Here is a 15,787-nt window from a genome sequence, read left to right as displayed (position 1 = left end):
GCCCCCTGCCGACATCGTCATCCGCACCCCTGTCAGGATCGTCGTCCGCGCCGCTGTCGGCCTCGTCATTCGACGCCCACCAGCAGGGGATAGAACGGCTGACCACCGGAGTAGTGGTGCGCCTCGACGAACGGCCACCGCCGGGTCAGGTGCGCCGACAGGAGCTCGGCCAGCTCCGCCGGTGCGTCCGCGCCGAGCAGCAGGGTGACCAGTTCGCCGCCCCCGCCCAACATCCGGTCGAGCAGCGCGACGCAGGTCTCCACCAGGTCCTGGCCGATCAGGTGCACCTCGCCGTCCACCAGGCCGAGCACGTCGCCGGGCTCGCACCGGCCGGCCACCGTCAGCGCCTCCCGGCTCGCGTGGCAGACCTCCGCGTACCGGCAGGCGCCGGCCGCCTCCGCCATCGCGATCACGTCGTCGTCGAAGCGGCGCGCCGGATCCCGTACGGCCAGGGCGGCGAGCGCCTGCACCGGGGACCGGGTCGGCACGACGCTGACCCGTACCCCGAACCGCTGCGCCTCCTGCGTCGCCGCACCGGCCACCGCCTGGGTGTTCGGGTCGTTCGGCAACACCACCACCCGGGGCGCGCCGGTCGACCGGATCGCGGTCAGGAGTTCGGCGGTCGACGGGTTGCCCCCGACCACGGCGGCTCCCTCGGCCGAGAAGATCGCGGCGAGGCCGGCGCCGGCGGAGACCACGACGGCCGCCCGTTCCGGCGCACCTGCCGGCGAGGGCTCTCCGGTGGCCCCGGTCGCCGTCGGCCCCGGCCGTGGCGGTCGCGTCGGGGTCGGCGGCACCGGGCCGTCGTCGAAACCGGCCACGGAGACGCGGTCGTCGAAACGGGTCACGGAGATCTGGTACGGGCGGCCCGCGACCACCCCGGCCTCGATCGCCGCGCCGATGTCGTTGACGTGGACGTGGACGTTCCAGGTGGGCGTCGCGCCCGGCCCCGCCCCGTCGCCGACGACCACCAGCGAGTCGCCGAGCCGGGACAGCTCCGCCCGCAACCGCTGCACGGCCGCCGGCTCGGCGTCGAGCAGGAACTGCACCTCGTAGGCGTACTCCGTCGAGCCGGTCTCCCGAGCGGCGGTCGCCGGCCGTGCGCGCCGGGCCGCCCCGGGCGTCGCCACGCCCGCCGCCCCGGCCGGCGCGGCGCCGGTGACCACCTCCACCAGGGCGTCGAGCAGGACGCAGAGGCCACGGCCACCGGCGTCGACCACCCCGGCCCGGGCCAGCACCGGCAGCTGCTGCGGGGTCCGCGCCAGCGCCTGGCCGGCGGCGGTCGCGGCGGCCCGGGCGACCGTCGGCAGGTCGTCGGAGTCGATGCGTTCGGCCGCACCCGCCGCCGCGGCGGCGACGCTGAGCACGGTGCCCTCGACCGGCCGGGCCACCGCCGCGTACGCCGCCCGGCTGGCCGCCCCCAGCGCCGTGGCGAGAGCCCGGCCGCGCACCACCGGAACGTCGCAGAGCGCGTCGGCCAGCCCGCGCAGGAGCTGCGACACGATCACCCCGGAGTTGCCCCGGGCCCCGAGCAGGGCCCCTCGGGCCAGCCGGCGCAGCACCCGGCCGTGCGAGGTACGGGCGGTCGCCGCCGGGCCGTCCGGCCGGCCGGACGGCCCGGCACCGGTCTCGGCACCGGTCTCGGCACCGGTCTCGGAGGCGGGATGCGTCGCCGACGGATCATCCGGCCCCGCCTCGTCGGCGTCGGGCGTCAGCGCCCGCTGGGCGGAGCTGAGGGTGAGCACGAGGTTGGTGCCGGTGTCCCCGTCCGGCACCGGATAGACGTTGAGATCGTTGATCTCGTCCTGGTGCCGCTCGAGCGCGGCCAGCCCGCCCGCGCACCACCGGCGCAGGGCGGCGGCGTCGAGGGTCTGCAGCACGGCGAGAAGCCTACTGGCGCCCCCCGACTCCCCGCCGCGCAGCGCTGACTACGGTCGACGCGGTCGGCCCCGCCGTCGCGGGCGGGAGCCGACTGGTCGACCGGCCCGGGCATCGGGTAACCTGGCCAGGTTGCCGGGGCAGCACCCTGCCCGCAACCTTACGGACGATCAATTTCCAGGAGTATGCCGTGGCTAGCGTGTGCGACATCTGTGGCAAGGGGCCGGGCTTCGGCCACAACGTGTCCCACTCGCACCGGCGGACCAACCGTCGCTGGAACCCGAACATCCAGTCGGTGCGTACCCCGGCCGGTGGTGGCACGACCCGCAAGCTCCAGGTCTGCACCTCGTGCATCAAGGCCGGCAAGGTCGCCCGCGCCTGACGCGCGGGGCGGCTGACGCCCGCCGACGTACCATCTGTCCGGAAAGCCGCCGGGGCACGTCCCCGGCGGCTTTCCGTGTGCCCGCGCACCGCTTGGCAAAACGGGACGGTACGGCCGAATCAGAGCGAGCGGCCGAAGGAGCGCACCCCGGGCTCGTTGCGGTAGTAGCCGAAGTCCTCGATCCGTTGGTAGCCGCTGGCCTGGTAGAGCGCGATGGCCTCGGGCTGGCGGTCGCCGCACTCCAGGATCAACCGGGCGCGGCCGTGTTCCCGGGCGGAGCGCTCGATCGCGGCCAGCATCTTCCGGGCGACGCCCCGCCCCCGGGCCGTCGGTGCCACGTACATCCGCTTGAGCTCGGCGACCCGGCCGGATTCGCCGTGCGACCGCCAGCCGGCGCAGCCCACCGGTTCGCCGTCCAGGTACGCCAGCAGAAACGCCCCGGAGGGCGGATCGAACTCGCCCGCGTCCACCGGGGTGTCGTCACCGGTGCCGCCGTAACGGGTGCCCAGCTCGGTCAGCGCCGCCTCGACCAGCGGTCGCGCGGCGGGTGAGTCGTAGCGTACGGCGCGGATGTCCAGCTCAGTCACGGGTAAAGGGTACGACCGCCTTCGGGCGTTACCTGCGCCGCCAGCCCACCCGGCCCGACCGCCCCATGATCGCGCTGATCAGGGGGCGGTCACCCGGACACGCCGACGACACGCGCGAAGCACTCCCTGATCACGGCGATCATGGGGGGTGGAGGGGTCAGCGGAAGTGGTCCCAGCCGGTGGGGCCCTTGTAGGGGCGGCCGTCGAGCGTCAGGCCGGCGCCGTGCACGACGTGGCCGATCAGGCGCCAGCCCGACGGCAGACCCAGGTCCTCCGGGAACGTCGCGACGATGGCGTGGTCGTCGCCACCGCCGAGGATCCAGGCGAACGGGTCCACGCCGAGCGCGTGCGCGGCGTCACGCATCTGGTCGGGCACCTCGAACGCGGGCCCGCGCAGGTCGATCCCGACCCGGCTGGCCGTGGCCACGTGGCCGAGATCGGCGAGCAGCCCGTCCGAGACGTCGATCATGGCGGTCGCGCCGTGCCGGGCCCCCTGCGGCCCCGCCCCGTACGGCACCTCCGGCCGCCGGTACGCCTCGACCAGCATCTTCGGGGTACGGAAGCCCCGGGACAGCACCGTGTAGCCGGCGGCCGCGTACCCGAGCCGACCGGCCAGCGCGACCACGTCACCGGCCCGCGCCCCGCTCCGGACGACCGGGGCGCGCCCGCCGAGGTCGCCGAGGGCGGTGACCGCGATCGTCAGGGTGGGGCTGGCCGACATGTCGCCGCCGACCACGCTCGCCCCCACCTTGGCCGCCTCCGCGGCGAGCCCGTCCGCCAACTCCTCCGCCCACTGCACCTCCAGGTCGGGCGGCACACAGAGCGCGACCAGCAGAGCGGTCGGCACGGCACCCATCGCCGCGATGTCGGCCAGGTTGGCCGCCGCCGCCCGGTGCCCGATGTCGACCGCGGTGGACCAGTCCCGCCGGAAGTGCCGCCCCTCCACCAGTACGTCCGTGGAGGCGACCACCCGCCCGTCGGGCGCGTGCACCACCGCCGCGTCGTCGCCCGGCCCGAGCAGCGTGGTGGGCCCGGACGCCAGCCGCGCGGTCACCCGCGCGATCAGCCCGAACTCGCCGGCCCGTGCCACGCTCACGCCGCCTCCCGCCGGTCCGCGTGCCGGCCCGGTGCCCGGGACGTGCGGGACGTCCCCCGCACGACGGCGCCGGCCGTTGCGTGCCGTGGGCCCGCCGCCGCCCGGCGCGCCCCGGATCCGGCCCCGCCCGGCGCGAGCCGGTCGATTCGATCGCTCATCGTGTCTCCCCTGACCACCGATCGGGATCCGACCTGCTCCGTACGGTATTTTCACGGTCGAGCCGCTCGGCGGCGGACGGGAGGCGGGTCGTGGTCCAGGCGTACATCCTCATCCAGACCGAGGTGGGAAGGGCGCGTGACGTGGCCGCGCAGATCTCGGATATTCCTGGAGTCGTCCGCGTCGACGCGGTCACCGGCCCGTACGACGTGGTGGTCCTCACCGAGGCGCACAACGTCGACGAGCTGGGCAAGATGATCGTCAGCAAGGTGCAGTTGGTGCCCGGCATCACCCGCACCCTCACCTGTTCGGTGGTGCGACTGTAGATGGCACGGACCTCAGAATCCGACCGCACGGACCCGGTGGAGCAGCCGGAGCCGGACCGGGAGCGGGCCCCGGAGGCGGTCCCCGGGAAGAGCGCGGCCGGTCGCGACGGCACGACCCGCCAGGCGGCGCTCTGGGCGACCGCGGTCGCCCTGCCGCTGACCGCGCTCGTCGCGCTGCTGGTCTTCACACAGCTGCGCCCCACCCCGCCGGCGGAGCCGGCCGCGTCGGCGACCGCGCCCGGACCGCAGTCCACCGCCCCGGTGCAGATGACCGCGGCCGAGCTTGCCGAGCGACCGGCGATCGTCTGCCGGGCGCTGCTGTCCCGGCTGCCGGCCAGCGTCCTCGGCCTCAACCAGCGGCCGGTCACGGCCGGGCCGGAGCAGAACGCCGCGTACGGCGACCCCGCCCTCACCGTCGCCTGCGGCGTGCCGCCGCCGACGGTGGCGCCGGACGAGCAGCTGTGGATGGTCAACCAGGTCTGCTGGCAGGCGACCCCGGGCGATGCCGGCCTGGTGCTGACCACGGTGGACCGTGAGGTGGCGGTACGGCTGACCGTGCCGCCGGCCCACCGGCAGACGGTGGAGTGGGCCGCTCCGGTGGCCGGGTCGGTGGTTGCCTCGGTGCCCTCGGCGAAGGAGATTCCGTCCGCCTGCGGTGGCTGACCGCCGGCGATGTGCAGCGCCATCACGTCGTCAGTGCAGCCCGGTGCCCCGGCGCAGGGCGGTCCGGATGAGCCGGTTCACCAGCTTCGGGTACTCCAGGCCGGTCGCCGCCCACATCTGCGGGAACATCGACGTCGGGGTGAAGCCCGGCATGGTGTTGATCTCGTTGAGGTAGACGTCCAGCTCCGGGGTGACGAAGAAGTCGACCCGGGCCAGGCCGGCGCAGTCCAGCGCGGTGAACGTACGGCAGGCGTAGTCCTGGACCTGTCGGGTCACCCGGTCGGGCAGGTCCGCCGGGATGTCGTACTCGCAGGCCCCGTCGAGGTACTTCGCCTCGAAGTCGTAGAAGTCGTGCTCGGCGATCCGGATCTCGGCCAGCAGCGACGCCTCCGGACCGCCCCCGGCCTCGTCCTCCAGCACCCCGCACTCGATCTCCCGGCCGACGACCGCCGCCTCCACGAGCACCTTCGGGTCGACCTGGCGGGCCTTGGCCACCGCCGCGTCCAGCTCCGCCCAGTCGGACACCTTGGTGATGCCGACCGACGAACCGGCCCGGGACGGCTTGACGAAGACCGGCAGCCCGAGCCGCTCCCGGTCCTCCTCGGTCAGGCTGACGCCGCTGCGCAGCACCACGTACGGCCCGACCGGGATGCCCTCGGCGGCGGCCAGCTTCTTGGTGAACTCCTTGTCCATCGCCGCCGCCGAGGCGAAGACGTTCGCGCCGACGTACGGGATGCCGGCCATCTCCAGCAGTCCCTGGATGGTGCCGTCCTCCCCGTACGCGCCGTGCAGGGCCGGGAAGACCACGTCGACGCCGGCGAGTGCCCGCGCGCCCTCCCCCGGATCCAGGACCATCAGGCCGTTGCCGGTGGGGTCGGCCGGCAGCACGACAGCGGCGCCGGCCGCGGCGGTGATCTCCGGCAGCCGGCGCTCCGTGATGGCGAGCGCCGCCGGGTCGCCGTCGGTCAGCACCCACTGCCCGTCCCGGGTGATGCCCACCGGGACCACCTCGTACTCGTCGGGGTCGAGGGCCGAGAGGATGCTGCCCGCACTGACGCAGGAGATCGCGTGCTCGGTGCTGCGCCCGCCGAAGACAACGGCCACGCGGGTCTTGCCAGGGGTGGTCACTCCGGTCACCTTTCTCTCGCGTCACCACTCGTCGCGCCCGGCGGGGCGACCGTCCAGCGATCGGTCCCGGCCGCCGGCGGTCGCCGCGCGTCCCGCGACCGCCCGCGCCGCGAGGCGCGACCGCTCGCGCCGGGCCGTGCGGCCGGTCGCGGCACGGGGTGCGGTCGAGCAGCCCGGACGACGGGACCGGCCACCGGTGCCGCCGTCTCCGCTCCTCGTACGCTCACCGGCTGACCCTACTCTGCGTGGCCGGGTGCCGGGTCCACCCCCCGTTTCGGCACCGCCAAACCCTTGCGGCGGGGTGAGCACGTCGGCCACAACGGGTGACCGGGTTCGCCTGTGGCGGCTGGGACCGTCGGGACAAGGGGTGCGAAGCGGTCGGGCGGACATACAGCGTCCCGGTGCTGGCGAGCGCGGTCTAGGCTGCTCGTCTTGTGAGTTCCGAAACGGTGATCGCCAGCCTGACCGCGGCGGTCGACGCCAACCCCGGGGACGTGCCGCTGCGGCTGCACCTCGCCGGGCTGCTCCTCGACGCCCGACGCGCCGGTGAGGCCATCGCGCAGATCGGGCAGGCGTTGGCCCGCGACCCCGCCGACGCCCAGGCCCAGGCGTTGATGCAGCGGGCGCTCGGCGGCGGCGTACCGCCGGCCGGCAGCACCGCGACGCCCGGCCCGACGCCGCCCGCGGCCGGCGCCGCGGACGACGCCCTGGCCGCGTACGAGCGGGAACTCTCCGACGTCGTGCCGCCGCGCTTCGCGCCGGCGGCGGACGAGCCGGAGCCGGTCCGCGGCGATTCGGACCGGGTGTTCGACGTGGAGACGTCCACGGTCCGGCTCGCCGACGTCGGCGGGATGACGGACGTCAAGGAACGGCTGGAGCTGGCCTTCCTCGGCCCGCTGCGCAACCCGGAACTGCGCAGGCTGTACGGCAAGAGCCTGCGCGGCGGCCTGATGCTGTACGGCCCGCCCGGCTGCGGCAAGACCTTCCTGGCCAAGGCGATCGCCGGTGAGATGGGGGCGAAGTTCATCTCACTCTCCATTGTGCAGGTTCTGGACATGTGGATGGGCAACTCGGAGCGCAACCTGCACGAGCTGTTCCAGACGGCCCGGCGCAGCGCGCCCTGCGTGCTCTTCCTGGACGAGGTGGACGCCCTCGGCCACAAGCGGTCCAAGGCCAATTCGAGCAGCATGCGGACCCTCGGCAACCAGCTCCTGGCCGAGTTGGACGGTGTGGAGGGCAACAACGAGGGCGTCTTCGTGCTCGCCGCCACCAACACGCCCTGGGACGTCGATCCGGCGCTGCGCCGGCCGGGCCGGCTCGACCGGGTGGTGCTGGTGCTGCCGCCCGACGCCCCGGCCCGCACGTCGATCCTGGAGTACCACCTGCGGGACCGGCCGATCGCCAACATCGACGTACGGCGGATCGTCGCCGCCACCGAGGACTTCTCCGGCGCCGACCTGGCCCACCTCTGCGAGTCGGCGGCCGAGTTCGCGATGGCGGACTCCATCCGCCGCGGCGAGGTGCGCATGATCGAGCAGCGCGACTTCGAACGGGCGCTCTCCGACGTCCGGCCGTCCACCCGACCGTGGTTCACCACCGCCCGCAACGTGGCCATGTTCGCCAACGAGGGCGGCAGCTACGACGACCTGGTGGCGTACCTGAAGCGGCGCAAGCTGCTCTGACGGCGGAGCGCGGGGCCCAGCGTCGGGACGGGGCGTCAGGGCCGGGCGGAGCGGCGGCGGCCCACGGCGAGCACCTTCACCCGCTGCCGCCCGGCCCGCACCATGCCCAGCGCCGCGAAGGCGGCGGCGATCCGGTCGGCCGCCTCCCGACTGGTCGCGCTGACCACCTGACGGCGCCGCTCGGGCTCGATCCGCTCGTCCCGGCCCTCCCGGCTCAACGGTCGGACGTCGGTCAGCACCACGAGGAAGCGGGTCACCACGACCGGCCTGTCCCTCGACGCGCGGGCCCGGCGAACCGGGCACCTGGTGGGCGGACCCGGGCGGCCGTCCGGGCCGGCGGCACGGCCGGGCGGGCCGGTGCGGTGGCCGGCAGGGCCGCTTCCAGGGGCGGAGGACATCGGTCAGCCCCCACGGCCGACCGCCTCCGGCTCGGCGGTGGTGGCCGCGAGCCCGCCGGAGGAGTCCCGGCACACGTAGGCGAGGTCGGCGTGGATCCACGCGTCGTCGTTGTCGCGCAGGACGGGGCGGGCGCACCACCGACACCGGGAAACCCGGGGCCAGCACCGGGCCGTGGTCATCCGTCACCCCCAGGTCCGCAGCGGCGGGAGGACACGGCGATCGGGTACGGGAATCCGATCGCCGTGCGCCTCATTCCCCTTCGGTCACCCACCGCCACCGTCGACGCGACCACCGGCAGTGAGGAAGCAACAACAGATTGCCAGTTGTGAACGCATGAATGCAACTCTCATGGATGTTCTCTCATGTACGCATTCCCGTCTACATGTGACAGTATCGATGCATGGCTCCGAAGTCGTTCCGCGCCCGCCGTCTCGGCATCGCCCTGCGTACCGCCCGGGAGGCGGCCGGGCTCACGCTCGAACAGGCCGCCGACGAGATCAACAGCACCCGCAGCACGCTGTCCCGGTACGAGAACGCGCAGACGATGGTGACTCCCGCGTCGGTACGCGCGCTGCTCACCCTCTACAAGAGACCGGACAGCGAGCTGGAGGACATGGTCCTACTGGCCAAGGAGGCCCGGAAGCCGGGCTGGTGGGTGTCCTACTCGTACATCCTGGACCGGCGGACCATCGACTTCATCGCCGTCGAGGCCGAGGCCACGGCGATCGCCAACTTCGAGCCCTCGGTGGTACCCGGGCTGTTGCAGACGCCGGAGTACATCCGGGCGATCATGCGCGGCGGCCCGCACACCCTGGCGGACGAGGAGGTGGAGCAGCGGGTGCAGATCCGGCTCGGTCGCCAGCAACGCCTGAAGGAGGCCGATCCGCCGATCTACGACGCGATCGTCGACGAGGGCGCGCTACTGCGTCCGGTCGGCGGCGGGGACGTGCTGGCGGCCCAGCTGAAGACCCTGCTCAAGACCTCGGAGCTGCCGAACGTGACCATCCAGGTCATCCCGCTGCGGGCCGGCTACCACCGGGGCACCCGGGGCTCGCTGCACATCCTCGAGTTCGCCGACCCGGAGGACCCGATCCTCGCCTCGGTGGAGACCGTCGCCGGACAGCTGATCCTCGACCGGCCGCACGACCTCCGGACCTGCGCCAAGATCATGGAACACCTGCGGGCCGTCGCGCTGAGTCCGGCGGAGAGCCGCGACACCATCCACCACATGCTGAAAGGACTCTGAGATGTCACCGGAGACCACCACCCCGACCCTGTCCGGCGCGACCTGGCGGAAGAGCACCCGCAGCGGCGACCAGGGGGCCTGCGTCGAGTTCGCCCTCCTCGGCGGGCCCGGCACCACCGTGCCCGCCGCCGCGTCGCCCGCCGTCGCGATCCGCGACTCCAAAGACGCGACCGGTCCCGTACTCCTCTTCTCGCCGGCCGCCTGGACCGCATTCACCACCGCGCTGCCCGCCTCCCCCACTCTCCCCTGACCAGGGGAGGTTGGCGGTCGGCGAACGGCGTCCCCCTGGCGACGCTCGCCGGCCGCCCAGCCACGGTGCCCCACGCCCCCTGCGCCACCGGTCCGGGCCGGTGGACAGGGGGCGTGGCGGGTTCCGGCCCCCGTGCCACGACCCGGTACAGCCGGGCCACGAGGACCGCCAGCAGCGCCAGCTCGACCACCACCAGAACCCGTTCCACCAGGCCCATCATCACCCGGCCGCCGGGAAACGCGACGTAGTAGAGGGCCAGCAGGCCCAGCACGCTCGCCACCGCCAACGCCCGCAGCGCCGGCACGGCGCCGCGCCAGCGCGCGTCCGCACGCAGGGTCCGGAGCGCCAGCAGCGTGGCCACGGGCAGGGCGACGAAGGCGGCCACCGAGACGTACCGGTGCACCTGGCCGGCGGTGCTCAGCCCGACCGTCCCGATCGGGTCGGTGGGCACCAGGGCGGCCGCCGTCAGGCCCAGGCACCAGACCAGCAGCAGCACCTCCGTGGCGGCCCCGATCGGCGCCCGCGCGGCGCGCAGGGCCAGCGGTACGGCGAGCGAGGTGAGCCCGATGGTGAGGATCGCGATGTTCATCAGCCAGCCGCGGTCGGAAACCGCGTAGTCGCTGATGGTCAGCGACAGTGGACTCATTCCAGGGTCGGGGACGAGGTGGGCGGCGACGCCCAGGACGGCCGTCACGATCAGACCCATGGTCGCGACCAGGGTGAGCGGACGTGCGATCCGGGGCTGCGGGTGGAATCCGGGCGTCATGCGTCCACCCTGCTCCGGGCGTCCCACCAGGGGATCCGGCGCGATCCCGGACGAGTCCCCCGGATCGCACACCCTGAGTCGGTCAGGGTGGGGCGGGCCCTACCGGCGCCGCTACGGCTGGCCCCCCGACCGACCGTCCAGTGCGCGCAGTGCCGCGATGGCGACCCCCCGGGCCCCCGCCATGTCCAGGTCCGGCACCAACGCGAAGCGCGCCCGCGCCTCCTGCTCGGTCCGCAGCGAGGTGTGCTCGCGTACGGTCGCCAGGAACCAGTCGCGGAACGCGGGCGGCGCCTCCACCACCCCGCCACCGACGAAGTACGCGTCGGGGTCGGTGAAGTTGGCCACGATGGTGAAGAGCCGCCCCAGCGCCATCGCCTGCTGCTCGAAGATCCGCAGCGCCATCGGGTCGCCGTCCACCCCGTACGACCGGACCTGCTTGGCGGCCCGGGCCGGCTCCTCACCGGCCAGCGGATGGCCCACGAACCGGGTCGACCAGTACGGCAGCAGGTTGCGCCGGATGCCGGTCAGCGAGGCGACGCTCTCCACGTCCCCGACGAACCCGCAGTTGCACAGCGGCACCGGTTGCCCCTCGGCGAGCAGGCCGTACAGCGGGATGTGCACGTGGCCGAGTTCGCCGGCCATGCCGGCCGTCCCGGTCACCACCTCACCCCGCTCGATGACCCCGCCGCCGAGCCCGGTGCCGACGATGGCGGAGACCGAGGAGCGGTTCAGCGCGTCGTCGCCGAAGTAGGCGTGGTGGGCGTAGAGCGCGGCGGCGTTGCCGTCGTTGTGGTAGACGACCGGCAGCCCGAGCCGCCGTTCCAGCGCACCCCGGATGTCGAAGTCCCGCCACCCGGGCTGGGAGAAGTTCGTGGAGCCCCGGGAGGAGATGACCCCGGTGGCGCTGGCCGGCCCCGGGGTGTCCAACCCGACCGCCCGGACCAGCTCCCGGCGGGTACCCGTGCGGGCGAGCACCTCGTCCATCGCCCTGGCCAGCGCCTCGACCGCCACCTGCGGCCCCTCCAGGACCTGGCACGGGGTCTCCATGAGCTGGTCCACCAGGAAGCGCCCGGTCACGTCGAGCACGGTCGCGTTGTTGCTGTTGCCGCCGTTGTCCAGTCCGACCACGACCGGTAGGTCCGTACTCGCCATCTCAGCTGCCTCCCTCGGCTCGGACGGGCCCCCGGCGTGCCGTCCGGCGCAGGACCGCCGGCCGGTGCCGGCCGGTGGACCGGACACTCGGCGCGGAACGGGATCCGCGCCGACGGGCCGGCCGAGTCGAATGCCCTTACCCTCCCCGGGCCCCGGTTATCCCGCCCGCCCGCTCAGCACCGTGGCGTCCAGGTCGGGGTCGTGCACCACCTCGGCGGTCAGGCCGTGCCGGCCGAGCACCTCGACCGCCGCCGCCACCTGGTCGTCACCGACCTCCACCAGCAGGTGACCGCCGTCGGCCAGCCACTCGCCGGCTCCGGCGGCGACCCGGCGCAGCACGTCGAGACCGTCGGTGCCGCCGTCGAGCGCCACCGGGGGCTCGTGCAGTCGCGCCTCCGCCGGCAGCAACGCCAACACCTCGGTCGGCACGTACGGCACATTCGCCAGCAACAGGTCGACACCGCCGCGCAGGTCCGCCGGCAGCGGCTCGAACAGGTCGCCGAGGAACACCTCGGCGTGCCGGGGCGCCAGGTTGCCGGCGGCGCACCGTACCGCCGCCGGGTCGATGTCCACGGCGACCAGCCGGGCCGGCGGGACCGACGCCGCGACGGCCAGCGCCAGCGCGCCGGAGCCGCAGCAGAGATCCACCACCGTCGGCCGGGACCCGGCCAGCGCCACGGCCCGGCGGACCAGCAGCTCGGTACGGCGGCGCGGCACGAAGACCCCGACCTCCACGGCGACCCGCAGCCCGCAGAACTCCGCCCAGCCGAGCACCTGTTCCAGGGGTAGCCCGGCGACCCGGCGCTCGACCATCGCCACCAACGCCTCGGACGTACACGCGCCGGCGAGGAGCAGCTCCGCCTCCTCCTCGGCGTACACGCAGCCGGCGCCGCGCAGCCGGGCCACGACGGTCGCCGGGTCCACCCCGGGCAGCTCGACCGGAGCCGGGCCGGCCGGGTCGGGGTCGCCGGTGATCGGCATGGGCCTCCTCGGGGTGGACGGCGCAGCGCCGCCCTCCAGGCGATTGTCGTACCGGCCGTGCGGCAGGACGGACGGCCACGCGGCAGGACGGCTAACCGGCGGCGTCCAGCGCCGCGCCGAGGTCGGCCAGCAGGTCGGCGGTGTCCTCCACCCCGCAGGAGAGCCGGACGAAACCGGCGGAGACGTCGTCACCCCACTGCGCCCGGCGGTCGGCGGTGGTGTGCAGACCGCCGAACGAGGTCGCCGCGAACACCAGCCGGCTGTGCGTGAGGAACCGCGCCACCCGGTCGGCGTCGCCGAGGTCGAACGAGACCACCCCGGGCACCCGCCGCATCTGCGCGCTGGCCACCGGGTACGACGGGTCGTCCGGCAGCCCGGGCCACCGTACGCCGGTCACCTCGGGACGCGACCGCAGCGCCCCCGCCACCGCCGCCGCGTTGGCGCTCTGCCGGGCCAACCGCAGGTCGAGGGTGGCCAGCGAACGGTGTGCCAGCCAGGCGTCGAAAGCGCTCGGGATGGACCCGGTGGTGGTCCGCCAGGAACGCACCGGGTCGAGCAGCTCGGCGCAACGACTCGCCACGTAGCCGAGGAGCAGGTCGGAGTGCCCCGTCAGCGCCTTGGTGCCGGAGGCGACGACCAGGTCCGCGCCGAGGTCCAGCGGGCGCTGCCCGAGCGGCGTGGCGGTGGTGTTGTCGACCGCGAGCAGTGCCCCCGCGGCGTGTGCCCGGACCGCCAGCTCGGCCACGTCGCAGACGTCCAGGCCCGGGTTGGCCGGGGTCTCGACCAGCACCAGCCGTACGCCGTCCAGCGCCGGGTACGGCCCGGCGGTCGGTACGAAGTCGACCCGCACCCCCATGCCGACGAGCGTCTCGGTGGCGAACCCGCGCACCGGAAAGTAGCCGTCGGTCGGGAGCAGCACCCGGTCCCCGGGGCGCAGCACCGACAGCAGCACCGCGGTGATCGCGGCCTGCCCGCTGGCGAAGGCCAGGCAGTCGCCCCCCTCCAACTCGCCGATCGCCGCCTCCAGCCGCCGCCGGGTCGGGTTGTCCGGCCGGCCGTACCCGTTCGGTGCCGCCTCCGGGCCGCCCACCGGATCGAGGTGGTACGGCGCGGCGAAGACCGGTCCGGGCAGGAACGGCTCACCCGGCACCGGCTCCGGCAGCCCGGCGTGTACGCACCGGGTGCCGTCCCCGTAGGTCGACCCGTCGGGCCGCCGGCTCTGTTCCGGGTTGCTCATTCCGGCCTCGGCTTCCGGCTCATCAGCACCGCCATCGCGGTGTGCGGGTCGGCGCCCTCGTGGCAGACCCGCTCGACCTGCTCGGTGATCGGCATCTCCACGCCGTGCATCCGGGCCAGGTCGCGGATCGCCAGACAACTCTTGACTCCCTCGGCGGTCTGCCGGGTCGCCGCCTGCGCCTGCTCCAGGGTCTCCCCCCGGCCCAGGTGCTCGCCGAAGGTGCGGTTGCGGGCCAGCGGTGAGGTGCAGGAGGCGACCAGGTCGCCCAGGCCGGCCAGGCCGGCGAAGGTGAGCGGGTCGGCCCCGAGGGCCACGCCGAGCCGGGCGGTCTCGGCCAGCCCGCGGGTGATCAACGTCGCCCGGGTGTTGTCACCGAAGCCCATCGCGGTGGTGATGCCGTAGGCCAGCGCGATCACGTTCTTCACCGCCCCGCCCAGCTCGCAGCCGATCACGTCGTCGTTGGTGTACGGCCGGAAGTACGGCGTGGTGATCGAGGACTGCACCAGCGTCGCGCGGTTCATGTCGGTGCAGGCCACCACGGTCGCGGCGGGCTGCTCCTCGGCGATCTCGGGGGCCAGGTTGGGCCCGGAGACCACCGCCACCCGGTCCGTGGCCACCCCGGCGGTCTCGACGATCACCTCGCTCATCCGCTTGGTGGTGCCGAGCTCGATGCCCTTCATCAGGCTGACCAGCGTCGAGTCGGGTTCGAGGTGGCGGGCCCAATCGGCGAGGTTGCCGCGCAGGGTCTGCGACGGTACGGCCAGCACGACCAGGTCGGCACCGGCGATGGCGGACGCGGCGTCGGTGGTGGCGTGCACCGCCTCGGGCAGGAGCAGGTGCGGCAGATAGTCCGGGTTGGTGCGGAACGACTCGATGGCCTCCGCCACGGCCGGCCGGCGGGCCAAGATGACCACCTCCCGGCCGGCGTCGGCGAGCACCTTGGCGAACGCCGTACCCCAGGAGCCGGCGCCGAGCACGACGGCGTGGCTCATGCGGCACCGCCGGCCGGCGGTCGCTGCCCGGCCCGGTCGCCCGGCTCGGCGCCGCGCCGCTGCTGCGGCGACCAGAGCGGCGGCGGCGTCTCCTGGCGGATCTCGGCCAGCATGTCGCGCAGCCGCAGCATGATCGCGTCGCTCATCTCGTCCAGGGTGGCCTTGCCGGGGGTCGCCCCGGCCCATCGGCTCAGGTCGACCGGCGGGCCGGCCACCACGGTGACCGGGATCCGGGGGCGGAGGCTGAGCTTCTTGGTACGGGGGTCGAAGATCTTCTCCGGGCCCCACATCGCGACCGGGATCACCGGGGCCCCGGTGGCCAGCGCCAGCCGGGCTGCGCCGGTCTTGGCGCGCATCGGCCACAGGTCGGGATGCCGGGTCGTGGTGCCCTCCGGGTAGATCACCACCGCCCCGCCGGAACGGACGGCGGCGCTGAGGGTCTCCAGCGACCGGGCCGCGTCGACGGTGCCGCGTTCGACGGGTATCTGCTGGCACCACAGCAGGATCCGGCCGATCACCGGCACCCGGAACACGCTCGCCTTGCCGAGGAACCGGGGCCAGCGCCCGGCGTCGTAGATGAAGTGCGCGGAGACCAGCGGGTCGGCGTGGGAGAGGTGGTTCGGCACGATGATCACGCCGCTGTCGCCGGCCAGGTGCTCCATGCCGCTCCAGGCGCGCCGCGTCCAGACCGTCATCGTGGGCTTCACCAGCAACACGGCGAACCGTGACCAGAATCCCAGCCTGCGCCGTGCCACTGTGCCTCCTCGTCGTACCGACCGGGCGGCCTGCCCGGAATTGTCCCGCCGGCGCCCGCCCGGGGGGATGCCGCCACCCGCAGCGAAATCATGCCTGCTCGACCTGGGTAC

Annotated in this window: 19 protein-coding genes; 6 read left to right on the top strand and 13 right to left on the bottom strand. The window is 74.3% G+C overall.

The window, feature by feature from the left end:
- Positions 1 to 65 precede the first annotated feature (65 nt).
- Complete coding sequence (locus ACQEUR_RS11750; protein ID WP_433029368.1) at positions 66 to 1,880, bottom strand: DAK2 domain-containing protein; 1,815 nt, start codon at positions 1,878 to 1,880, stop codon at positions 66 to 68.
- A 188-nt stretch (positions 1,881 to 2,068) separates the two neighbouring features.
- Between ACQEUR_RS11750 and rpmB the strand changes: the two genes are divergently transcribed.
- Positions 2,069 to 2,260, top strand: a complete 192-nt coding sequence (gene rpmB / locus ACQEUR_RS11745; RefSeq protein WP_123555573.1) for a 50S ribosomal protein L28 — start codon at positions 2,069 to 2,071, stop codon at positions 2,258 to 2,260.
- A gap of 119 nt (positions 2,261 to 2,379) precedes the next feature.
- Here rpmB and ACQEUR_RS11740 read toward each other — a convergent pair whose 3' ends face one another.
- From ACQEUR_RS11740 to ACQEUR_RS11730, 3 genes are all read right to left on the bottom strand, one after another.
- The gene (locus ACQEUR_RS11740) at positions 2,380 to 2,847 is read right to left on the bottom strand and encodes a GNAT family N-acetyltransferase (protein WP_433029365.1); all 468 of its coding nucleotides are present in this window, start codon (positions 2,845 to 2,847) and stop codon (positions 2,380 to 2,382) included.
- A 157-nt stretch (positions 2,848 to 3,004) separates the two neighbouring features.
- The gene (locus tag ACQEUR_RS11735; protein WP_433029363.1) at positions 3,005 to 3,943 is read right to left on the bottom strand and encodes a thiamine-phosphate kinase; all 939 of its coding nucleotides are present in this window, start codon (positions 3,941 to 3,943) and stop codon (positions 3,005 to 3,007) included.
- Positions 3,940 to 4,101 carry a hypothetical protein gene (locus ACQEUR_RS11730; protein WP_433029361.1) on the bottom strand — a complete coding sequence of 54 codons (162 nt, stop codon included), beginning with the start codon at positions 4,099 to 4,101 and terminating at the stop codon, positions 3,940 to 3,942. The genes ACQEUR_RS11735 and ACQEUR_RS11730 overlap by 4 nt, the downstream gene beginning before the upstream one ends.
- Positions 4,102 to 4,191: 90 nt before the next feature.
- On the opposite strand from ACQEUR_RS11730, the gene ACQEUR_RS11725 reads away from it, so the two are divergent.
- Positions 4,192 to 4,425, top strand: a complete 234-nt coding sequence (locus tag ACQEUR_RS11725; protein ID WP_433029359.1) for an Lrp/AsnC ligand binding domain-containing protein — start codon at positions 4,192 to 4,194, stop codon at positions 4,423 to 4,425.
- The gene (locus tag ACQEUR_RS11720; protein ID WP_433029357.1) at positions 4,426 to 5,088 is read left to right on the top strand and encodes a DUF3515 family protein; all 663 of its coding nucleotides are present in this window, start codon (positions 4,426 to 4,428) and stop codon (positions 5,086 to 5,088) included. It abuts the gene before it with no gap.
- A 30-nt stretch (positions 5,089 to 5,118) separates the two neighbouring features.
- On the opposite strand, the gene ACQEUR_RS11715 is transcribed toward ACQEUR_RS11720, so the two are convergent.
- Positions 5,119 to 6,216: a D-alanine--D-alanine ligase family protein gene (locus tag ACQEUR_RS11715; RefSeq protein WP_433029355.1), complete on the bottom strand. Its 1,098-nt coding sequence runs from the start codon at positions 6,214 to 6,216 to the stop codon at positions 5,119 to 5,121.
- Positions 6,217 to 6,650: 434 nt separating this feature from the next.
- On the opposite strand from ACQEUR_RS11715, the gene ACQEUR_RS11710 reads away from it, so the two are divergent.
- Complete coding sequence (locus ACQEUR_RS11710) at positions 6,651 to 7,898, top strand: ATP-binding protein (RefSeq protein WP_433029353.1); 1,248 nt, start codon at positions 6,651 to 6,653, stop codon at positions 7,896 to 7,898.
- 35 nt (positions 7,899 to 7,933) lie between these two features.
- Here ACQEUR_RS11710 and ACQEUR_RS11705 read toward each other — a convergent pair whose 3' ends face one another.
- Together ACQEUR_RS11705 and ACQEUR_RS11700 are read right to left on the bottom strand one after the other, a co-directional pair.
- Positions 7,934 to 8,155: a hypothetical protein gene (locus tag ACQEUR_RS11705; protein WP_433029351.1), complete on the bottom strand. Its 222-nt coding sequence runs from the start codon at positions 8,153 to 8,155 to the stop codon at positions 7,934 to 7,936.
- A gap of 144 nt (positions 8,156 to 8,299) precedes the next feature.
- The gene (locus tag ACQEUR_RS11700; RefSeq protein ID WP_433029349.1) at positions 8,300 to 8,476 is read right to left on the bottom strand and encodes a hypothetical protein; all 177 of its coding nucleotides are present in this window, start codon (positions 8,474 to 8,476) and stop codon (positions 8,300 to 8,302) included.
- 221 nt (positions 8,477 to 8,697) lie between these two features.
- Here ACQEUR_RS11700 and ACQEUR_RS11695 point away from each other — a divergent pair, with 221 nt between their 5' ends.
- Positions 8,698 to 9,543, top strand: coding sequence for a helix-turn-helix domain-containing protein (locus tag ACQEUR_RS11695; protein ID WP_433029347.1), 846 nt, complete (start codon positions 8,698 to 8,700; stop codon positions 9,541 to 9,543).
- 1 nt (position 9,544) lies between these two features.
- On the top strand, positions 9,545 to 9,793 hold the full coding sequence (locus tag ACQEUR_RS11690; protein WP_433029345.1) for a DUF397 domain-containing protein: 249 nt from the start codon (positions 9,545 to 9,547) through the stop codon (positions 9,791 to 9,793).
- On the opposite strand, the gene ACQEUR_RS11685 is transcribed toward ACQEUR_RS11690, so the two are convergent.
- The 6 genes from ACQEUR_RS11685 to ACQEUR_RS11660 form a co-directional block, all read right to left on the bottom strand.
- Complete coding sequence (locus ACQEUR_RS11685) at positions 9,756 to 10,559, bottom strand: DUF998 domain-containing protein (protein WP_433029343.1); 804 nt, start codon at positions 10,557 to 10,559, stop codon at positions 9,756 to 9,758. The genes ACQEUR_RS11690 and ACQEUR_RS11685 overlap by 38 nt on opposite strands.
- A gap of 111 nt (positions 10,560 to 10,670) precedes the next feature.
- On the bottom strand, positions 10,671 to 11,711 hold the full coding sequence (locus ACQEUR_RS11680) for an ROK family protein (RefSeq protein WP_433029341.1): 1,041 nt from the start codon (positions 11,709 to 11,711) through the stop codon (positions 10,671 to 10,673).
- A 156-nt stretch (positions 11,712 to 11,867) separates the two neighbouring features.
- Positions 11,868 to 12,692 (bottom strand): putative protein N(5)-glutamine methyltransferase, encoded by an 825-nt coding sequence (locus ACQEUR_RS11675; RefSeq protein WP_433029339.1) that lies wholly within the window; start codon positions 12,690 to 12,692, stop codon positions 11,868 to 11,870.
- A 91-nt stretch (positions 12,693 to 12,783) separates the two neighbouring features.
- Positions 12,784 to 13,929: a cystathionine gamma-lyase gene (locus ACQEUR_RS11670; protein ID WP_433029337.1), complete on the bottom strand. Its 1,146-nt coding sequence runs from the start codon at positions 13,927 to 13,929 to the stop codon at positions 12,784 to 12,786.
- Positions 13,926 to 14,921 (bottom strand): NAD(P)H-dependent glycerol-3-phosphate dehydrogenase, encoded by a 996-nt coding sequence (locus ACQEUR_RS11665; RefSeq protein ID WP_433029335.1) that lies wholly within the window; start codon positions 14,919 to 14,921, stop codon positions 13,926 to 13,928. Before ACQEUR_RS11665 ends, ACQEUR_RS11670 begins: the two co-directional genes overlap by 4 nt.
- Positions 14,918 to 15,676 (bottom strand): lysophospholipid acyltransferase family protein, encoded by a 759-nt coding sequence (locus ACQEUR_RS11660; RefSeq protein ID WP_433029333.1) that lies wholly within the window; start codon positions 15,674 to 15,676, stop codon positions 14,918 to 14,920. Before ACQEUR_RS11660 ends, ACQEUR_RS11665 begins: the two co-directional genes overlap by 4 nt.
- Positions 15,677 to 15,787: the final 111 nt, after the last annotated feature.

Source organism: Plantactinospora sp. CA-290183, from assembly GCF_050936375.1.
In the GTDB taxonomy this organism is placed as follows: domain Bacteria; phylum Actinomycetota; class Actinomycetes; order Mycobacteriales; family Micromonosporaceae; genus Plantactinospora.
This window is presented reverse-complemented; position numbering and strand designations above follow the sequence as displayed.